The following is a 15,806-nucleotide window of genomic DNA, read 5'->3' on the forward strand; positions in this document are numbered from 1 at the left end:
AGGCAGCGTAGATGACCGAGATGTGACAAAGCTGCCCAACGGTCGCCATTCCGCGAACTCGAAAACCTGCAATTCATCGGCCAAGTCCCTTGTCAGCCGAGGCCTTGACCATGGTCTACGCTTATCAGGCCAGTCGCGATACCGCTGAACAAAAAGTCCTCCAGGGCGACGAGCGACATCAAAGTGTCATCCAGCCCCCTTAAATTGGCTCAGGTATTGCTGACCTAGACCAACACAAACCGCAATCGCAGCGTTGAACACGACCCAAGGAGCTTCGGAATGAAAAAGCTTTTCCTGGCATCACTGTTAGGCTCGACCATCGCAATGTGCACCGCCGCCATGGCGGCCGATGATTTGAAAACCCTGGAAGCCGCTGCGAAAGCGGAAGGTGCCGTCAACAGCGTCGGCATGCCCGATGACTGGGCCAACTGGGCCGGCACCTGGAAAGACCTGAGCGACAAGTACGGCCTCAAGCACATCGATACCGACATGAGTTCAGCCCAGGAGATCGCCAAGTTCGCCGCGGAAAAAGACAACGCCAGCGCCGACATCGGCGACGTCGGGGCAGCGTTCGGCCCGATCGCGGTCAAGCAAGGCGTGGTCCAGCCCTACAAGCCTTCCACCTGGGATCAGGTGCCAGCCTGGGCCAAGGACAAGGACGGCAACTGGGCACTGGCCTACACCGGCACCATCGCTTTCATCGTCAACAAGAAGTTGCTGCACGGCTCCGAAGCCCCGACCAAATGGGCTGACCTCAAGAGCGGCAAATACAAGGTGTCCATCGGTGACGTGAGCACCGCGGCTCAGGCAGCCAACGGCGTACTGGCTGCGGCACTGGCCAACGGTGGCGACGAGAAAAACCTGCAGCCTGCCCTGCTGCTGTTCGCCGACATCGCCAAGCAAGGTCGCCTGTCGATGTCCAACCCGACGATTGCCACCATGGAAAAAGGTGAAATCGAAGTCGGCGTGGTCTGGGACTTCAACGGCCTGAGCTACAAGGCCAAGATGGCCAACCCGGATGACTACGTGGTGCTGATCCCGTCCGACGGCTCGGTGATTTCCGGTTACACCACCATCATCAACAAATACGCGAAAAACCCGAACGCCGCCAAGCTGACCCGCGAATACATCTTCAGCGACGCCGGCCAGATCAACCTGGCCAAGGGCAACGCCCGTCCGATCCGTGCTGAGCACATCACACTGCCGGCCGACGTGAAGGCCAAGCTGCTGCCTAACGAGCAATACAAGAAAGTGACGCCGATCAAAGACGCGGATGCGTGGGAAAAGACCTCCAAGGCCCTTCCTCAGAAGTGGCAGGAAGAAGTCATCATCAATATGCAATAACCGGGAAGATCCCCATTTCGGGATCTGATGGCGATCCAAATGTGGGAGCGGGCTTGCTCGCGAAAGCGGACTGACATCCAGCATCGATGTCGACTGACACACCGCTTTCGCGAGCAAGCCCGCTCCCACAGTGGATCGAGTGAGCTTCGAATATCTGTTACACGGAGTTTTTGCCCCTATGAAGCACAACGTCATCCTTGTGGTGCTCGACGGCCTCAACTACGAGGTCGCCCGTCACGCCATGGGGCACCTGCAGGCCTACGTCGGAGCAGGACGTGCGGCACTCTACAAACTGGAGTGCGAGTTGCCGGCCCTGTCCCGCCCGCTGTACGAATGCATCCTGACCGGCGTTGCGCCCATCGACAGCGGTATCGTCCACAACAACGTTTCGCGCCTGTCCAACCAGCGCAGCATCTATCACTACGCCACCGACGCAGGTCTTGTCACCGCCGCGGCGGCCTATCACTGGGTCAGCGAACTGTACAACCGTTCGCCCTTCGTGGCGGCACGGGACCGCCACACCGATGACCCGCAACTGCCGATCCAGCATGGGCATTTCTACTGGAACGATCACTACCCCGATTCGCACCTGTTCGCCGACGCCGAAAACCTGCGTCAGCGCCATGCGCCGCACTTCCTGCTGATCCACCCGATGAACATCGACGACGCCGGGCACAAGCACGGCCTCGACACCCCGCAGTACCGCAACAGCGCCCGCTCGGCCGACATCATCCTGGCCGACTACCTGCAAGGCTGGCTCGATGCCGGTTATCAGGTGCTGGTCACCGCCGACCACGGCATGAACAACGACCGCTCCCACAACGGCCTGCTGCCGGAAGAACGTGAGGTGCCGTTGTTCGTTCTCGGCGACGCATTCAGCTTCGACGCCGGTGCAGCGCCGAAACAGACCGAGATCTGCGGCACCGTCTGCGAGTTGCTGGGCGCGCCCCACGACAAACCGGTCTGCAGGGAGCTGCTCAAGTGAATGCCATGACCCGCAGTAAATGGTTGGCCGCCTTATGCCTGGTCCCGTTCGCACTGTTCTTCATCGTGTTCGAGATCGCACCGCTGACCTGGGTGATGATCAACAGCCTGCAATCGGAAGAGTTCGGCTGGGGCCTGGCCAACTTCAGCAAGATCTTCAGTTCGAAGTTTTACCTGCAGGCGATCCAGTACAGCCTTGAGATCAGCTTCTGGTCCAGCGTGTTCGGGATCATCATCGCGATACTGGGCGCCTACTCCCTGCGCCGGGTCGATTCGAAACTGCGCAATTTCGTCAACGCCTTCGCCAACATGACCAGCAACTTCGCCGGCGTGCCCCTGGCCTTTGCGTTCATCATTTTGCTCGGTTTCAATGGCAGCTTCACCATCATGCTCAAGCAGGCCGGCATCATTCAGGATTTCAACCTGTACTCGAAAACCGGGCTGATCATTCTCTACACCTACTTCCAGATTCCCCTCGGCGTGCTGCTGCTGTACCCGGCCTTCGATGCACTGCGCGAAGACTGGCGTGAGTCCGCTGCGCTACTGGGCGCCGACGGTTGGCAGTACTGGCGGCACATCGGATTGCCGGTGTTGACGCCGGCACTGCTGGGCACCTTCGTGATCCTGCTGGCCAACGCCCTCGGCGCCTACGCCACGGTGTACGCCCTGACCACCGGCAACTTCAACGTGCTGCCGATCCGCATCGCGGCGATGGTGTCCGGTGACATTTCCCTGGACCCGAACCTGGCCAGCGCCTTGGCCGTAGTGCTGGTGGCCTTGATGACCCTGGTGACCATCGTGCATCAGTTGCTGTTGAAGAGGAGCTACCATGTCTCGCGCTGAACTGGGGCCCGTCGGTGTCTACCACCGCGTCGTGGTTTACCTGTTGTTTGCCATCCTGCTGTTGCCGCTGGCCGGCACGCTGGTCTACTCGATCGCCAGCAGTTGGTCGGCCACCATTCTGCCCAGCGGTTTCACCCTCAAGTGGTACATCCAGCTGTGGAGCGATCCGCGCTTCTTGCATGCGTTCGGGCAATCGCTGCTGGTCTGCGTCGGCTCACTGATTCTTTCCGTGGTGCTGATCCTGCCGTTGCTGTTCGTGGTGCATTACCACTTCCCGAAACTCGATGCGCTGATGAATATCCTGATCCTGCTGCCCTTCGCCGTGCCACCGGTGGTGTCGTCGGTGGGGCTGCTGCAGCTCTATGGTTCCGGACCGTTTGCCATGGTCGGTACACCCTGGATCCTGATCGGTTGCTACTTCACCGTGGCGCTGCCGTTCATGTACCGGGCGATCACCAACAACCTGCAAGCGATCAACCTGCGCGACCTGATGGATGCCGCCCAGTTGCTCGGCGCCAGCACCTGGCAAGCCGCCCTCCTGGTGGTGCTGCCGAACCTGCGCAAGGGCCTGATGGTGGCGCTGCTGCTGTCGTTCTCGTTCCTGTTCGGTGAGTTCGTGTTCGCCAACATCCTCGTCGGCACCCGCTACGAAACCCTGCAGGTCTACCTCAACAACATGCGCAACAGCAGCGGTCATTTCACCAGTGCGCTGGTGATTTCCTACTTCTTCTTTGTGCTGGTTCTGACCTGGATTGCCAATATCTTGAACAGGGACAAAAGCGAATGAGCTATGTCAGCGTCCAACATCTTCAGAAAAGCTTCGCCGGCACCACGGTGTTCAGCGACATCAACTGCGAAATCCAGAAAGGTGAGTTCGTCACCCTGCTCGGCCCGTCCGGTTGCGGCAAATCCACCCTGCTGCGCTGCATCGCCGGCCTGACTTCGGTGGATGGCGGAAAAATCCTGCTCGATGGTGCCGATATCGTGCCGGTGAGCCCGCAGAAACGCGGGATCGGCATGGTGTTCCAGAGCTATGCGCTGTTCCCCAACATGACCGTGGAGCAAAACGTCGCCTTCGGTCTGCGCATGCAAAAGGTCAATGCCGATGACAGCCAGAAACGTGTCGCCGACGTACTGAAACTGGTGGAGTTGCAGGACTTCGCCGCGCGCTATCCACATCAGCTGTCCGGTGGCCAATGCCAGCGCGTCGCCCTCGCCCGCTCGCTGGTGACCCGGCCACGCCTGTTGCTGCTGGACGAACCGCTGTCGGCGCTGGATGCGCGCATTCGCAAGCACCTGCGCGAACAGATCCGTCAGATCCAGCGCGAACTGGGCCTGACCACGATTTTCGTCACACACGATCAGGAAGAAGCCCTGACCATGTCTGACCGGATTTTCCTGATGAATCAGGGAAAAATCGTACAAAGCGGCGACGCCGAAACCCTCTACACTGCGCCGGTGGATGTGTTCGCTGCCGGTTTCATCGGCAACTACAACCTGCTGGACGCCGACAGCGCCTCGAAGCTGCTGCAGCGGCCAATCAACAAGCGCATCGCCATTCGCCCGGAAGCCATCGAACTGAGCCTCAACGGTGAACTGGACGCGCAGGTACGCAGCCACAGCCTGTTGGGCAACGTAATCCGCTACCGGGTCGAAGCCCGGGGCGTGGAACTGGTGGTGGATGTGCTGAACCGCTCGGCGGCCGACCTGCATCCCGATGGTCAGCGCCTGGCGCTTTCCATCGATCCGACGGCCCTGTGTGAGGTAGCCTGATGCCTTTGCTTATGCTGAAGAGAGAACTGCACTGATGGCCCTGGCAATTTTTGATCTGGACGAAACCCTGATCCACGGCGACTGCGCCACCCTTTGGAGCGAGCAGATGGGCCGCCTGGGCTGGGTCGACCCCGAATCGTTCATGCGACAGAACAACGAGCTGATGGACGCCTACAGCCACGGCAAATTGCGCATGGAAGAATTCATGACCTTCAGCCTGGAGCCGATGATCGGCCGCACGCCACAAGAGGTCGAGCATCTGGTTGGCCCCTGGGTGGAAGACTACATCGAGCCGATCATTTTCAGTGACGCCACCAAGGCCATCGCGGCGCATCGCAAGGCCGGCGACCGGATTCTGGTGATCTCGGCCTCGGGCACCCACCTGGTAGGCCCCATCGCCGAGCGCCTGGGCATCGACGAGATTCTGGGCATTGAACTGGAAGTGGCTCAGGGCGTTTACACCGGCCATACCGTGGGCACCCTGACCTACCGCGAAGGCAAGATCACCCGCTTGCTGGAGTGGCTGGATGCTGAAGAGGAAAACCTCGAAGGCGCGAGTTTCTATTCCGACTCACGTAATGATTTGCCGCTGTTGCTGAAGGTGGACTACCCGCATGTGGTCAATCCTGACCCTGTGTTGCGCGAGCAGGCCGAAAAGGCCGGGTGGCCGATCCACGACTGGAAATAACCCGGCCCCCCTGTGGGAGCGAGCTTGCTCGCGATGGCGGCGAGTCAGTTGCATTAATATCAACTGACACTCCGCTAATCGCGAGCAAGCTCGCTCCCACAGGTTTCTCGTTGTCAGCTCAGACTCTCATCAATCACCAACACCACCTTCCCCGCCACGTTATTACTCGCCAGCTCGGCAAACGCTGCCTCGGCATCCTTGATAGGGAATGTCCTGGCCAGTTGCGCACTCAAGCGCCCCTCGGCGAACAACGGCCACACGTGCAGGCCAAGATCGCTGAACAGATCTGCCTTGAACTGATCATCCCGGCTGCGCAGGGTCGAGCCCAGCAACTGCACGCGCTTGGCCAGTACCTGGGCCAGATCCAGCTTGGCCTCGCGCCCGCCCATCAGACCGATCAACACCCAGCGACCATCCTGAGCCAGCAACTTCAGGTTCAATGCCGCGTAATTGCCACCCACCGGGTCGAGAATCACGTCGAACGGCCCCAGATCCCGCAAGCCCTCCAGATCACCGTTACGCACCACGCCACCCTGGGCACCCAGCGCTTCGCAGTACGCCAGTCGCTCGGCAGAGCCGACGCTGACCCAACACGGATTACCGAAGGCCTTGCACAGCTGAACGGCCGCTGAACCAATGCCACTTGCTCCGGCATGCAGCAGAACTTTCTGTCCCGGTTTGAGCGCAGCCAGTTGAAACAAATTCAGCCAGACTGTTGCATAAACTTCGGGCAATGCCGCCGCTTCGACCAGTGACATTCCGTCGGGAACCGGCAGTACATGCCGCCCGTCGACAACCACCTCTTCGGCCATCCCGCCCCCGGCCAGCAAGGCGCAAACCCGATCGCCCACCTGCCAGGAGGAGCCGGCGCCAACCTCGCTGATGACCCCCGAGCACTCTAGACCGAGCACCTGGCTGGCCCCTGGCGGTGGCGGATATAGACCGGCCTTCTGCAACAAATCGGCGCGATTTAGGCCCGCTGCCGCCACTCGAATACGAACTTGCCCTACATCGCATGCAGGACTGGGTTCATCAACCCATACCACTTGACCGTCAACGCCTTGCAATGCTTTCACAGTGCCTCCATAGTGAGTCTGGACTGAGCCCGAAGCTATAGCGCCGGGCTTTTTGCATTATGCGACCGGCTCCCAAAGAGCCGGCGACTTCAAAGACGGCCTAATATGCGTTATCAATTGTCCCCGCGTCGAATCAGCATGAAGCATCTGTTCCCCAGCACTGCCCTCGCCTTATTCATCGGTATCGGCTTGCTGCCGATGTCGAGCAATACATTCGCAGCCAATAGCTGGGACAAGCTTCAACCCGATCGTGACGAAGTGATCGCCAGTCTGAACGTCGTGGAATTGCTCAAACGCCACCACTACAGCAAGCCGCCACTCGATGACGCGCGCTCGGTGATCATCTACGACAGCTACCTCAAGCTGCTGGATCCATCGCGCAGCTATTTCATGGCCAGCGACATTGCCGAATTCGACAAGTGGAAGACGCAGTTCGACGACTTCCTCAAGAGCGGCGACCTGAACGCCGGGTTCACCATCTACAAGCGCTATCTGGACCGCGTAAAGGCGCGTCTGGACTTTGCCCTTGCCGAGCTGAACAAGGGCGTCGACAAGATCGACTTCAACACCAAGGAAACCTTGCTGATCGACCGCAAGGACGCCCCTTGGCTCAAATCCACCGCGGAACTCGACGACCTGTGGCGCAAACGCGTCAAGGACGAGGTCCTGCGTCAGAAGATCGCCGGCAAGGATTCCAAGCAGATCCAGGAAACCCTGACCAAGCGCTACAAGAACCAGTTGGCGCGCCTGGACCAGACCCGCGCGGAAGACATCTTCCAGGCGTACATCAACACCTTCGCCATGTCCTACGACCCGCATACCAACTATCTGTCGCCGGATAACGCGGAGAACTTCGACATCAACATGAGCCTGTCCCTCGAGGGCATCGGCGCCGTGTTGCAGAGCGATAACGACCAGGTAAAAGTCGTGCGCCTGGTGCCGGCAGGTCCGGCAGACAAGACCAAGCAGGTTGCACCGGCCGACAAGATCATCGGCGTTGCCCAGGGCAACAAGGAAATGGTCGACGTCGTGGGCTGGCGCCTGGACGAGGTGGTCAAGCTGATCCGTGGTCCGAAAGGCACCGTGGTGCGCCTGGAAGTCATCCCGGCCAGCAATGCGCCGAACGACCAGACCACCAAGATCGTGCCGATCACCCGTGAAGCGGTGAAGCTCGAAGACCAGGCCGTGAAGAAATCGGTCTTGAACCTCAAGCAGGACGGCAAGGACTACAAGCTCGGCGTCATCGAGATCCCGGCGTTCTATCTGGACTTCAAGGCCTTCCGTGCCGGCGACCCGGATTACAAGAGCACCACCCGCGACGTCAAGAAACTGCTGACTGAACTGCAGAAAGACAAAGTCGACGGCGTGGTCATCGACCTGCGCAACAACGGCGGCGGCTCCTTGCAGGAAGCCACCGAGCTGACCAGCCTGTTCATCGACAAAGGCCCGACCGTGCTCGTGCGTAACGCCGATGGCCGTGTAGACGTGCTGGAAGATGAAAACCCGGGCGCGTTCTACAAAGGCCCGATGGCGTTGCTGGTCAACCGCCTGTCCGCCTCGGCTTCGGAGATTTTTGCCGGCGCCATGCAGGACTACCACCGCGCACTGATCATCGGCGGCCAGACCTTCGGCAAAGGTACCGTGCAGACCATCCAGCCGCTCAACCATGGCGAGCTGAAACTGACCCTGGCCAAGTTCTACCGGGTTTCCGGACAGAGCACCCAGCATCAGGGCGTCTTGCCGGACATCGATTACCCGTCGATCATCGACACCAAGGAAATCGGCGAAAGCGCCCTGCCCGAAGCCATGCCGTGGGACACCATCAAGGCGGCGATCAAGCCGGCGGTCGACCCATTCAAGCCCTACCTTTCGCAGCTCAAGTCCGAGCATGACATTCGTACGGCCAAGGATGCGGAGTTTGTGTTCATCCGCGACAAGCTGGCCCTGGCGCAGAAACTGATGGCCGAAAAGACCGTCAGCCTCAATGAAGCCGAGCGTCGTGCCCAGCACGCCGACATCGAAGCCAAGCAGCTGACCATGGAAAACATCCGTCGCAAGGCCAAGGGCGAAGAACCGCTCAAAGAGCTGAAGAAAGAAGACGAGGATGCCATCGCGGCCGAGGACGACAAAACCAAACCGGAAGACGATGCCTACCTGAGCGAAACCGGGCGGATTCTGCTGGACTACCTGAAGCTCAATACGGCAGTGGCGAAGCACTGAGTGTTTACAAACAGCTGATGGCAATTTAATGCTAACGCCCTCCGGGGCGTCATCAAACAGTCATCATTCTGTCGTGAAATACGGGACTGGCGTGCTCCTTGTAGAAAGGGACCACGCCAGTCCTTTTTTTATCGCCAGAGATCGCCATGACCACATCCGAACAGCTGAGCGCATTGAGCTCGATCCTGACTCAAGGCGGTTTGCACAGTTTGTTCCAACCGATCATCAGCCTCTCTGAGCGGCGCATTCTCGGCTACGAAGCCCTCAGTCGCGGGCCGTCCAACAGCCCTCTGCACTCCCCTGTCGCCCTGTTCGCCGTCGCCCGTCAGGCCGGTCGTTTGAGCGAGCTGGAAATTGCCTGCCGCGAAAGCGCTTGCCGACGCTTCAATGAACAACAACTGCCTGGCCTGCTGTTCCTCAACGTCTCCCCGGAATCCCTGCTCGAAGCAGCCCATCAACCGGGACGCACCCTGCAATTGCTGCAGGACTTCGGCATTGCGCCGAGTCAGGTGGTCATCGAGCTCACGGAACAGACGCCGACGGATGATTTCCAGCTGCTGCAAACCGCCCTGCATCACTATCGGGCGATGGGATTTTCGATTGCGCTGGACGATCTGGGGGCGGGTTATTCGAGTTTGCGCTTGTGGTCTGAGTTACGGCCGGATTACGTGAAAATCGACCGGCATTTCATTGATGGCATTCATCAGGATGCGCTCAAGCGCGAGTTCGTCGGCTCGATCCTGCAAATCGCCAAGGCCTCGAGGGCGCAAGTCATTGCCGAAGGTATCGAGTTACCGGAAGAGCTCACGGTACTGACCGAGATGGGCGTCGATCTGGTCCAGGGCTATCTGCTCTGCCGCCCCCAGGAACACCCGCCACGGGATGCCCGGGCAATGATGCCCCGCCAGGACAGCACCAGCGTTGTACTGAGCGAAGACGGCAGCGACCTCAGCGCACTGCTCAACGAGCAACCCGCCGTGAACCGGGACACCCCGACCGCCACGGTGCTCGAAGCCTTTCGCCGCCAGGCCAACCTGAACTCGCTGGCGGTCCTGGATGCACAGGGTCAGCCTTGCGGTATCGTCCATCGGCATTCGCTCTCCGATGCCCTGCTCAAGCCCTTTGCCACCGATCTGTTCGCCCGCAAACCCATCAGCCGCCTGATGAACGATGACTTCCTCGCCGTCGAGCTGAGTCAGTCGCTGCAACAAGTCAGCCGCCTGATCACAGGCCGTGCCCGCCAGCGCATCGAAGAGGATTTCATCATCACCCTTAATGGCGGCTATCTCGGGCTGGGCCGCGTAATAGACGTACTCAAACTGATCACCGAACTGAAGATCCAGCAAGCCCGCTACGCCAACCCGCTGACCCTGCTCCCGGGCAACGTGCCGATCCAGCAATGCCTGACGCGGTTGCTGCAACAGCAACGGGAATCGGTGATCTGCTACGTGGACATCGACAGTTTCAAACCTTTCAACGACATCTACGGCTACGGCCGCGGCGACGAAGTCCTGTTGTGCCTGGCGCAATGCCTGAACGACCGCATCGACCCGTCCCGCGACTTCGTCGGCCACATCGGCGGTGATGATTTCCTGCTGGTGCTCGGCCCGGAAGACTGGCGCAAACGTCTGAACCAGTTGCTCGACGACTTCCAGAGCCAATGCCGACGCTTCTACCGCAGCGAGCACCTGGAAGCCGGCTGCTTCATCGCACCGAATCGCCAGGGCATGCGGCAGGAGTTTGCGCTGTTGTCGCTGTCGATCGGCGTGGTGCACCTTCATCCACAGGCCTGTGGACAACTCGATGCGAGCCAGCTGGCGGAAATGGCGTCACAAGCCAAGCACCATGCGAAGAATGTGCAGGGCTATAGCGTGCATGTGATGGATAGCCGGGTGGTGCAGGAACGTGAAGGTGCTTGCCTGATGGGGCAGCGGTGATTGACAGGCCGCCTTCGCGGGCAAGCCCGCTCCCACAGTATTTGTGTCGCTTGAAATTGTGCGAACGACATAAAACCTGTGGGAGCGGGCCTGCCCGCGAAGGCGTCCGATCAAACAACCCGAAACTTGAATTGATCCTCCACTATCCCCTTCATCCCCCCGCCAGCCCAGGGTTATAGCTCAGACTCGCGAGACGCCAACTCTTGCAACTTGATCGACGCCAACGGATGCCCGGCCTTCGCCGCGATCTCCCAGAATCGCGCCGCTTCAAGGGGATCCGGCGCCTTGCTCGCCGTCCCGGCCAAACAGATCACGCCCACTTGATAAGCCGCCTTGCCATCGCCCGCCAACGCCGCCAGGCGCAACAAACGCACGCCCTCCTCACGAGCGCCGAGGCCGACACCGCGAAACGTCAGGATGTGTCCATAGAAGCTCTGGGCGCCGACGTCGCCCAGGTTGGCCATGCGTGCAAACTGGCCTTCGAGCCAGCGCCAGCCCTGCGGCTGGCGAACAAACCACGACCAGTGAAACAACCGGCGCGCGAGCCAGTACCCGGCTCGCGCCTTGAGTTGCAAAAACATTCAGGCCTCGGCCGATTCCGGGTATTCGTACTCGAACACCCGCACCACTTCCGAAGCGTGCCAGGACGCGGCGGCAACGCCGTCCGACGGCCCGGAAAAACGCCCAAGGCGCTCGACACACTCAAAGAATCCGGTGCGCGGCAAACGGCTGGCGCCCTGGCTGATCACCAGCGAACTGCGCAATGGCTGCTCCGCCTTGGCGTCCAGAGCCGCCAGATGCTCAAGGGCCGCCGTCAGGGTCTGCATGGCCGGGGTCGGCAACTGCAAACGCTCCAGCAATGCCCTATACGTCAACAGATGGCGCTGGCGCCGCGCCTGATCCAGTTCGCCCAACAATCCGTCCCAGTGTTGACGACTGATGCGTACACTCACGATTCATCCCTCCACCCTGGCACCGTCAATTCCCAAGCCAGGCTGCGGCGAATCGCGGCGTCGGGCAGACGCTCGCCACTTTCGATCATGGCCAGGTAAGACGGGCTGATGCCTACCGTGCGGGCCAGCGCCTCGATGGCGATGCCCTTCCCCTCGCGCAAACTGCGTAGTTGATCCAGACCCGGAAGAATCGCGTCTGGTGTCGCCGCCTGAGGCTTCGTGGCTTGAGGCGACGCTTGCTCCTTGATGCCCGCTGCTTTCAATAACGCCTGATATTGAGCCCATGGCAGAACCGCATACTCGGGCTCGCCTTCGCGTGTAATTATCTGAATATCCATCACTACCCCGTAGGACAACAACACTTAGCGAGTCGGCACTTTTCCCTAGAAGTGTAATCCTAACAGCGGCCAAGGTCGCGGGGGGCATCAATCTATGAAGTCGTCAAAATCGACTCAGCGTTTTTTCGGGCCTTGCAGTTGAAGTTGCTCGGGGGTATCGGGCAGGCGCTCAACCACCGCGAGCTTCTCCGGGACCTGCCGTTTGCGCCAGGCGCGGAAGGCATTGAGCTCGTCGTCGAGCACTTTCATCAACCACGCCAGGACTGCGATGTCATCGAACATGCCGAACACCGGAATGAAATCCGGGATCGCATCCACCGGGCTGAGGAAGTACATCAGGCCCGCGACAACCGACACCAGCGCCTTGGGGCTGATGGCGCGATACTCGCCACGCCAGTAGGCCAGGCAAAGTGCCTGCAACAGCTTCAGGTCGTCCTTGATCTTGCCCAGTCGATTGCCCTGGCTTGCGCCTTTACTGGCGACCGCGAACAACAGGGTCGGCAATCGACCGCGTGCCAGCAGACGTCCGGCCAGCGGCAGGAAACGAGCGAAATTCCAGGGTGCTTTCATCATTCCTCCCGTTGAAATGTTATCCACACAAATTGTGGATAACCTTGTGAACAGAGCTGCTTTTCATCGCTGTAAGCCCCGTCTTACAAGGCCTGCGTTCAGATCGGGCGTTTTTTACTCATCAAAAAAAACCCATAATTTCATTGACTTGGCGGCCTTGTGCGTCTACCGCCGAGACTACTATGCCTAAGACTCCGGCCTAGAGCGTCTGTTCGTTTTGTTTACCCCTGCCGAACGCCAGATGCAACAACGCCCCGCATGAGCGAGGCGTTGTTGTCGAAGCAGGCGCTGGTTACTTGGCAGCGGCGTCTTCTTTTGCCGGGTCCTTGATGGCCAGCAGTTCCAGGTCGAATACCAGCACCGAGTTGGCCGGAATCGCCGGGCTTGGGCTTTGAGCGCCGTAAGCCAGGTCAGCAGGGATGTACAGCTTGTACTTCTCGCCAACGTGCATCAGTTGCAGGCCTTCGACCCAACCCGGAATCACACCGCTGACCGGCAGATCGATCGGGCTGCCGCGCTCGACGGAACTGTCGAATACGGTGCCGTTGGTCAGCTTGCCGGTGTAGTGAACGGTCACTACGTCAGTCGGCTTTGGCTGAGGGCCATCGGCTTTCTGCACGACTTCGTACTGCAAGCCCGAAGCGGTGGTCGTCACACCGGCTTTCTTGCCGTTTTCCTCGAGGAATTTCTTGCCGGCAGCGGCCGACTCTTCGCTCATCTTGGCCATGCGCTCTTCGGCACGCTTTTGCAGTGCGGCGAACGCCTCGACCAGTTCTTCGTCCTTGAGCTTCTGCTCTTTCTTGCCGACGGCGTCTTCGATGCCCTGGGCTACAGCTTTGGAATCCAGGTCATCCATGCCTTCCTGAGCCAGGCTCTTGCCCATGTTCAGGCCAATGCCGTAGGAAGCTTTTTGCGCCGGAGTTTTCAGCTCTACGCTGGTCTGCGAATCACAACCCGCGAGTACCAGGCCAACCAGGGCCACCGCCGCCGCCAACCGATGCTGTTTCATGCTATTTCCTTGTTCATGCGCCTAAAGGGCAATCGAGTAAAGCCGCGAGCTTATCAGGCCGCCACGACCAATGGCTACCGGCATGAGAGCCGGAATCAATTGATAAGTTCAGGTGTTTAAACGCTTTTCACAATTGGAGTGATGAAGCTTCTTTCATCTCGTTCCGACAGAGGCTGATTCCTGAACCTGCAATCTGGCGTAATGGCCCCTTGCCGCACCTTGGGCACTCGGGCATAACGGCATAATAATTCGACAAGGATGTTTATCTTGCGCCTCTTCCTACGCTTGCTGGCTCTCATCGCGGTCCTGCTCGGGCTGGCCCTGGCCATGGTGCTTTATTACGTCGCCAACCCGAAACTGCCGGCCTGGTCGCCTGCACAACAGGTGCATTACCTGGAGCAATGGAGCGCCGTCGACCGAGAGACTTATTACTTCACACCCCAGGGCACCCAGGTCAAAGGCTTGCGTTATGACTGGTTCACCGCCCTCGAGCTGCCCTTCTCGCAGCAACGCTTCGCCGCCCCCGAGTACCTCGCGCGCTTCGGCTTTCTGGTGGACCCCGGCCAGAAACCCTCACCGAACAACCCCGGCAACCTCCCCGCAGGCTTTACCCGACATCAGAATGCGGGGAGCCCGGATATGTTTCTGGATATCACCTGTGCGGCCTGCCACACCGGTGAACTGCGCTTCAAGGGGCAAGCCGTGCGTATCGACGGCGGTTCGGCGCAGCATGTCCTGCCGTCCAGCGTTCCTACGCTCAAAGGGGGCAGTTTCGGACAAGCGCTGGTCGCCAGCCTGGTCTCGACCTACTACAACCCGTGGAAATTCGAACGTTTCGCACGCAACGTACTGGGCCAGGACTACGAGACGCGTCACAAACAGCTGCGCAAAGAGTTCAAGGCTTCACTCGATACTTTCCTCAAAGTGGCCTGGAACGACACCCATCGCGGGCTCTATCCCACCGAGGAAGGCCCGGGCCGCACCGATGCCTTCGGGCGCATTGCCAACGCCAGCTTCGGTGACGCGATTTCCCCCGACAACTACCGCGTGGCCAATGCTCCGGTCGATTATCCGCAGTTGTGGGACATGTGGACGTTCGAATGGGTGCAGTGGAACGGCTCGGCGAAACAACCGATGGCCCGCAACATCGGCGAGGCGCTGGGCGTCGGTGCCACGCTGAACTTCTTCGACCAGAACGGCCAGCCACTGATGAGCGATGCCCGCTATCCCTCCAGTGTCCGTGTGCGCGACCTGCACCTGATCGAAGAAACCCTGCAACGACTCTCGCCGCCGGCCTGGCCGGAAGACCTGCTGGGCGCGATCGACAAGCCGCTGGCCGCCAAGGGGCGCACCCTGTTCGCGGAAAACTGCGCGGGCTGTCATGTACCGCGAACCACCCAGGGCGAGGGACGATACGTTCAGCACCTGAAAATGCTCCCGGTGGATGACATCGGCACAGACCCGGGCGCGGCCAACAACATCGCCGACCACCGCTTCGACCTGACAGCGCTGCAATGGAAGCAGGCGGAACTGGAAAAACTCGATGTAGAGCCAAAACCCGTCGAACCACTGGACCTGAGCAAGATGTCCGTGGCCACGGGGCTGGCCTATGTCACGGCATTTGTCCGCGACCGCGCCTATCAGGACGCCAGTGTCACCCCCGCCGAGCGCCCGGAAATGGACGGATTCGGCCTGCCAATCGGCGTACGCGAATTACGTTCGTACAAAGCCCGACCGTTGGCGGGTGTATGGGCAACGGCGCCGTTTCTGCACAACGGTTCGGTACCGAGCATTTATCAATTGCTGTCGCCGCAGGATGAGCGTGCAACCACGTTCTACAAAGGCACTTTCGAATATGACCCGGGACACCTGGGTTACCGCACCGAAGCCTTTGCCAACGGTTTCCTGTTCGACACGCGAATCACCGGCAACCACAACAGTGGTCATGAATTCCGTGCCGGTAAACTCGGCAATGGCGTGATCGGCCGCTGGCTGCAGCCGCAGGAGCGTTGGGCACTGCTGGAATATCTGAAAGTGCTGGGCGGCCCGCTGGAAGCGCAATTGCCATGAC

The 15,806-nt window shown here is 59.9% G+C and carries 15 protein-coding genes; 9 read left to right on the plus strand and 6 right to left on the minus strand.

The features are described from left to right. The first annotated feature begins 279 nt into the window (after nucleotides 1-279). From KW841_RS08440 to KW841_RS08465, 6 genes are all read left to right on the plus strand, one after another. On the plus strand, nucleotides 280-1,344 hold the full coding sequence (locus KW841_RS08440; RefSeq protein ID WP_007974957.1) for an ABC transporter substrate-binding protein: 1,065 nt from the start codon (nucleotides 280-282) through the stop codon (nucleotides 1,342-1,344). A gap of 178 nt (nucleotides 1,345-1,522) precedes the next feature. Beyond that, the gene (locus KW841_RS08445) at nucleotides 1,523-2,329 is read left to right on the plus strand and encodes an alkaline phosphatase family protein (protein ID WP_218475196.1); all 807 of its coding nucleotides are present in this window, start codon (nucleotides 1,523-1,525) and stop codon (nucleotides 2,327-2,329) included. 5 nt (nucleotides 2,330-2,334) lie between these two features. Next, a complete protein-coding gene (locus KW841_RS08450) occupies nucleotides 2,335-3,171 on the plus strand; it encodes an ABC transporter permease subunit (RefSeq protein ID WP_165824810.1) in 837 nt (278 codons plus the stop codon). After that, nucleotides 3,158-3,958, plus strand: coding sequence for an ABC transporter permease (locus KW841_RS08455; protein ID WP_218475198.1), 801 nt, complete (start codon nucleotides 3,158-3,160; stop codon nucleotides 3,956-3,958). The genes KW841_RS08450 and KW841_RS08455 overlap by 14 nt, the downstream gene beginning before the upstream one ends. Then, a complete protein-coding gene (locus tag KW841_RS08460; RefSeq protein ID WP_218475200.1) occupies nucleotides 3,955-4,944 on the plus strand; it encodes an ABC transporter ATP-binding protein in 990 nt (329 codons plus the stop codon). The genes KW841_RS08455 and KW841_RS08460 overlap by 4 nt, the downstream gene beginning before the upstream one ends. A 34-nt stretch (nucleotides 4,945-4,978) precedes the next feature. Next, on the plus strand, nucleotides 4,979-5,632 hold the full coding sequence (locus tag KW841_RS08465) for an HAD family phosphatase (protein ID WP_218475202.1): 654 nt from the start codon (nucleotides 4,979-4,981) through the stop codon (nucleotides 5,630-5,632). 113 nt (nucleotides 5,633-5,745) lie between these two features. On the opposite strand, the gene KW841_RS08470 is transcribed toward KW841_RS08465, so the two are convergent. After that, entirely contained in the window at nucleotides 5,746-6,708 is a 963-nt protein-coding gene (locus KW841_RS08470) for a zinc-binding dehydrogenase (protein WP_218475205.1), read from the minus strand. Nucleotides 6,709-6,846: 138 nt separating this feature from the next. On the opposite strand from KW841_RS08470, the gene KW841_RS08475 reads away from it, so the two are divergent. Together KW841_RS08475 and KW841_RS08480 are read left to right on the plus strand one after the other, a co-directional pair. Beyond that, nucleotides 6,847-8,928, plus strand: a complete 2,082-nt coding sequence (locus KW841_RS08475; protein WP_007974972.1) for a carboxy terminal-processing peptidase — start codon at nucleotides 6,847-6,849, stop codon at nucleotides 8,926-8,928. Between the two features lie 146 nt (nucleotides 8,929-9,074). After that, a complete protein-coding gene (locus KW841_RS08480) occupies nucleotides 9,075-10,865 on the plus strand; it encodes a bifunctional diguanylate cyclase/phosphodiesterase (RefSeq protein WP_218475207.1) in 1,791 nt (596 codons plus the stop codon). A gap of 173 nt (nucleotides 10,866-11,038) precedes the next feature. On the opposite strand, the gene KW841_RS08485 is transcribed toward KW841_RS08480, so the two are convergent. From KW841_RS08485 to KW841_RS08505, 5 genes are all read right to left on the minus strand, one after another. After that, a complete protein-coding gene (locus KW841_RS08485) occupies nucleotides 11,039-11,446 on the minus strand; it encodes a sel1 repeat family protein (protein ID WP_218475209.1) in 408 nt (135 codons plus the stop codon). Next, nucleotides 11,447-11,818 carry a hypothetical protein gene (locus KW841_RS08490; protein ID WP_003223109.1) on the minus strand — a complete coding sequence of 124 codons (372 nt, stop codon included), beginning with the start codon at nucleotides 11,816-11,818 and terminating at the stop codon, nucleotides 11,447-11,449. After that, complete coding sequence (locus KW841_RS08495; RefSeq protein WP_007974980.1) at nucleotides 11,815-12,156, minus strand: helix-turn-helix transcriptional regulator; 342 nt, start codon at nucleotides 12,154-12,156, stop codon at nucleotides 11,815-11,817. Before KW841_RS08495 ends, KW841_RS08490 begins: the two co-directional genes overlap by 4 nt. A 114-nt stretch (nucleotides 12,157-12,270) precedes the next feature. Then, a complete protein-coding gene (locus KW841_RS08500; RefSeq protein WP_218475212.1) occupies nucleotides 12,271-12,726 on the minus strand; it encodes a YkvA family protein in 456 nt (151 codons plus the stop codon). A gap of 292 nt (nucleotides 12,727-13,018) precedes the next feature. Next, entirely contained in the window at nucleotides 13,019-13,735 is a 717-nt protein-coding gene (locus KW841_RS08505) for an FKBP-type peptidyl-prolyl cis-trans isomerase (RefSeq protein ID WP_102699340.1), read from the minus strand. A 267-nt stretch (nucleotides 13,736-14,002) separates the two neighbouring features. Between KW841_RS08505 and KW841_RS08510 the strand changes: the two genes are divergently transcribed. Continuing rightward, the gene (locus KW841_RS08510) at nucleotides 14,003-15,805 is read left to right on the plus strand and encodes a di-heme-cytochrome C peroxidase (protein ID WP_218475213.1); all 1,803 of its coding nucleotides are present in this window, start codon (nucleotides 14,003-14,005) and stop codon (nucleotides 15,803-15,805) included. The last annotated feature ends 1 nt before the right edge of the window (nucleotide 15,806 follow it).

It is taken from the genome of Pseudomonas sp. PDM28 (assembly GCF_019219115.1).
Lineage (GTDB): Bacteria > Pseudomonadota > Gammaproteobacteria > Pseudomonadales > Pseudomonadaceae > Aquipseudomonas > Aquipseudomonas laurylsulfatiphila.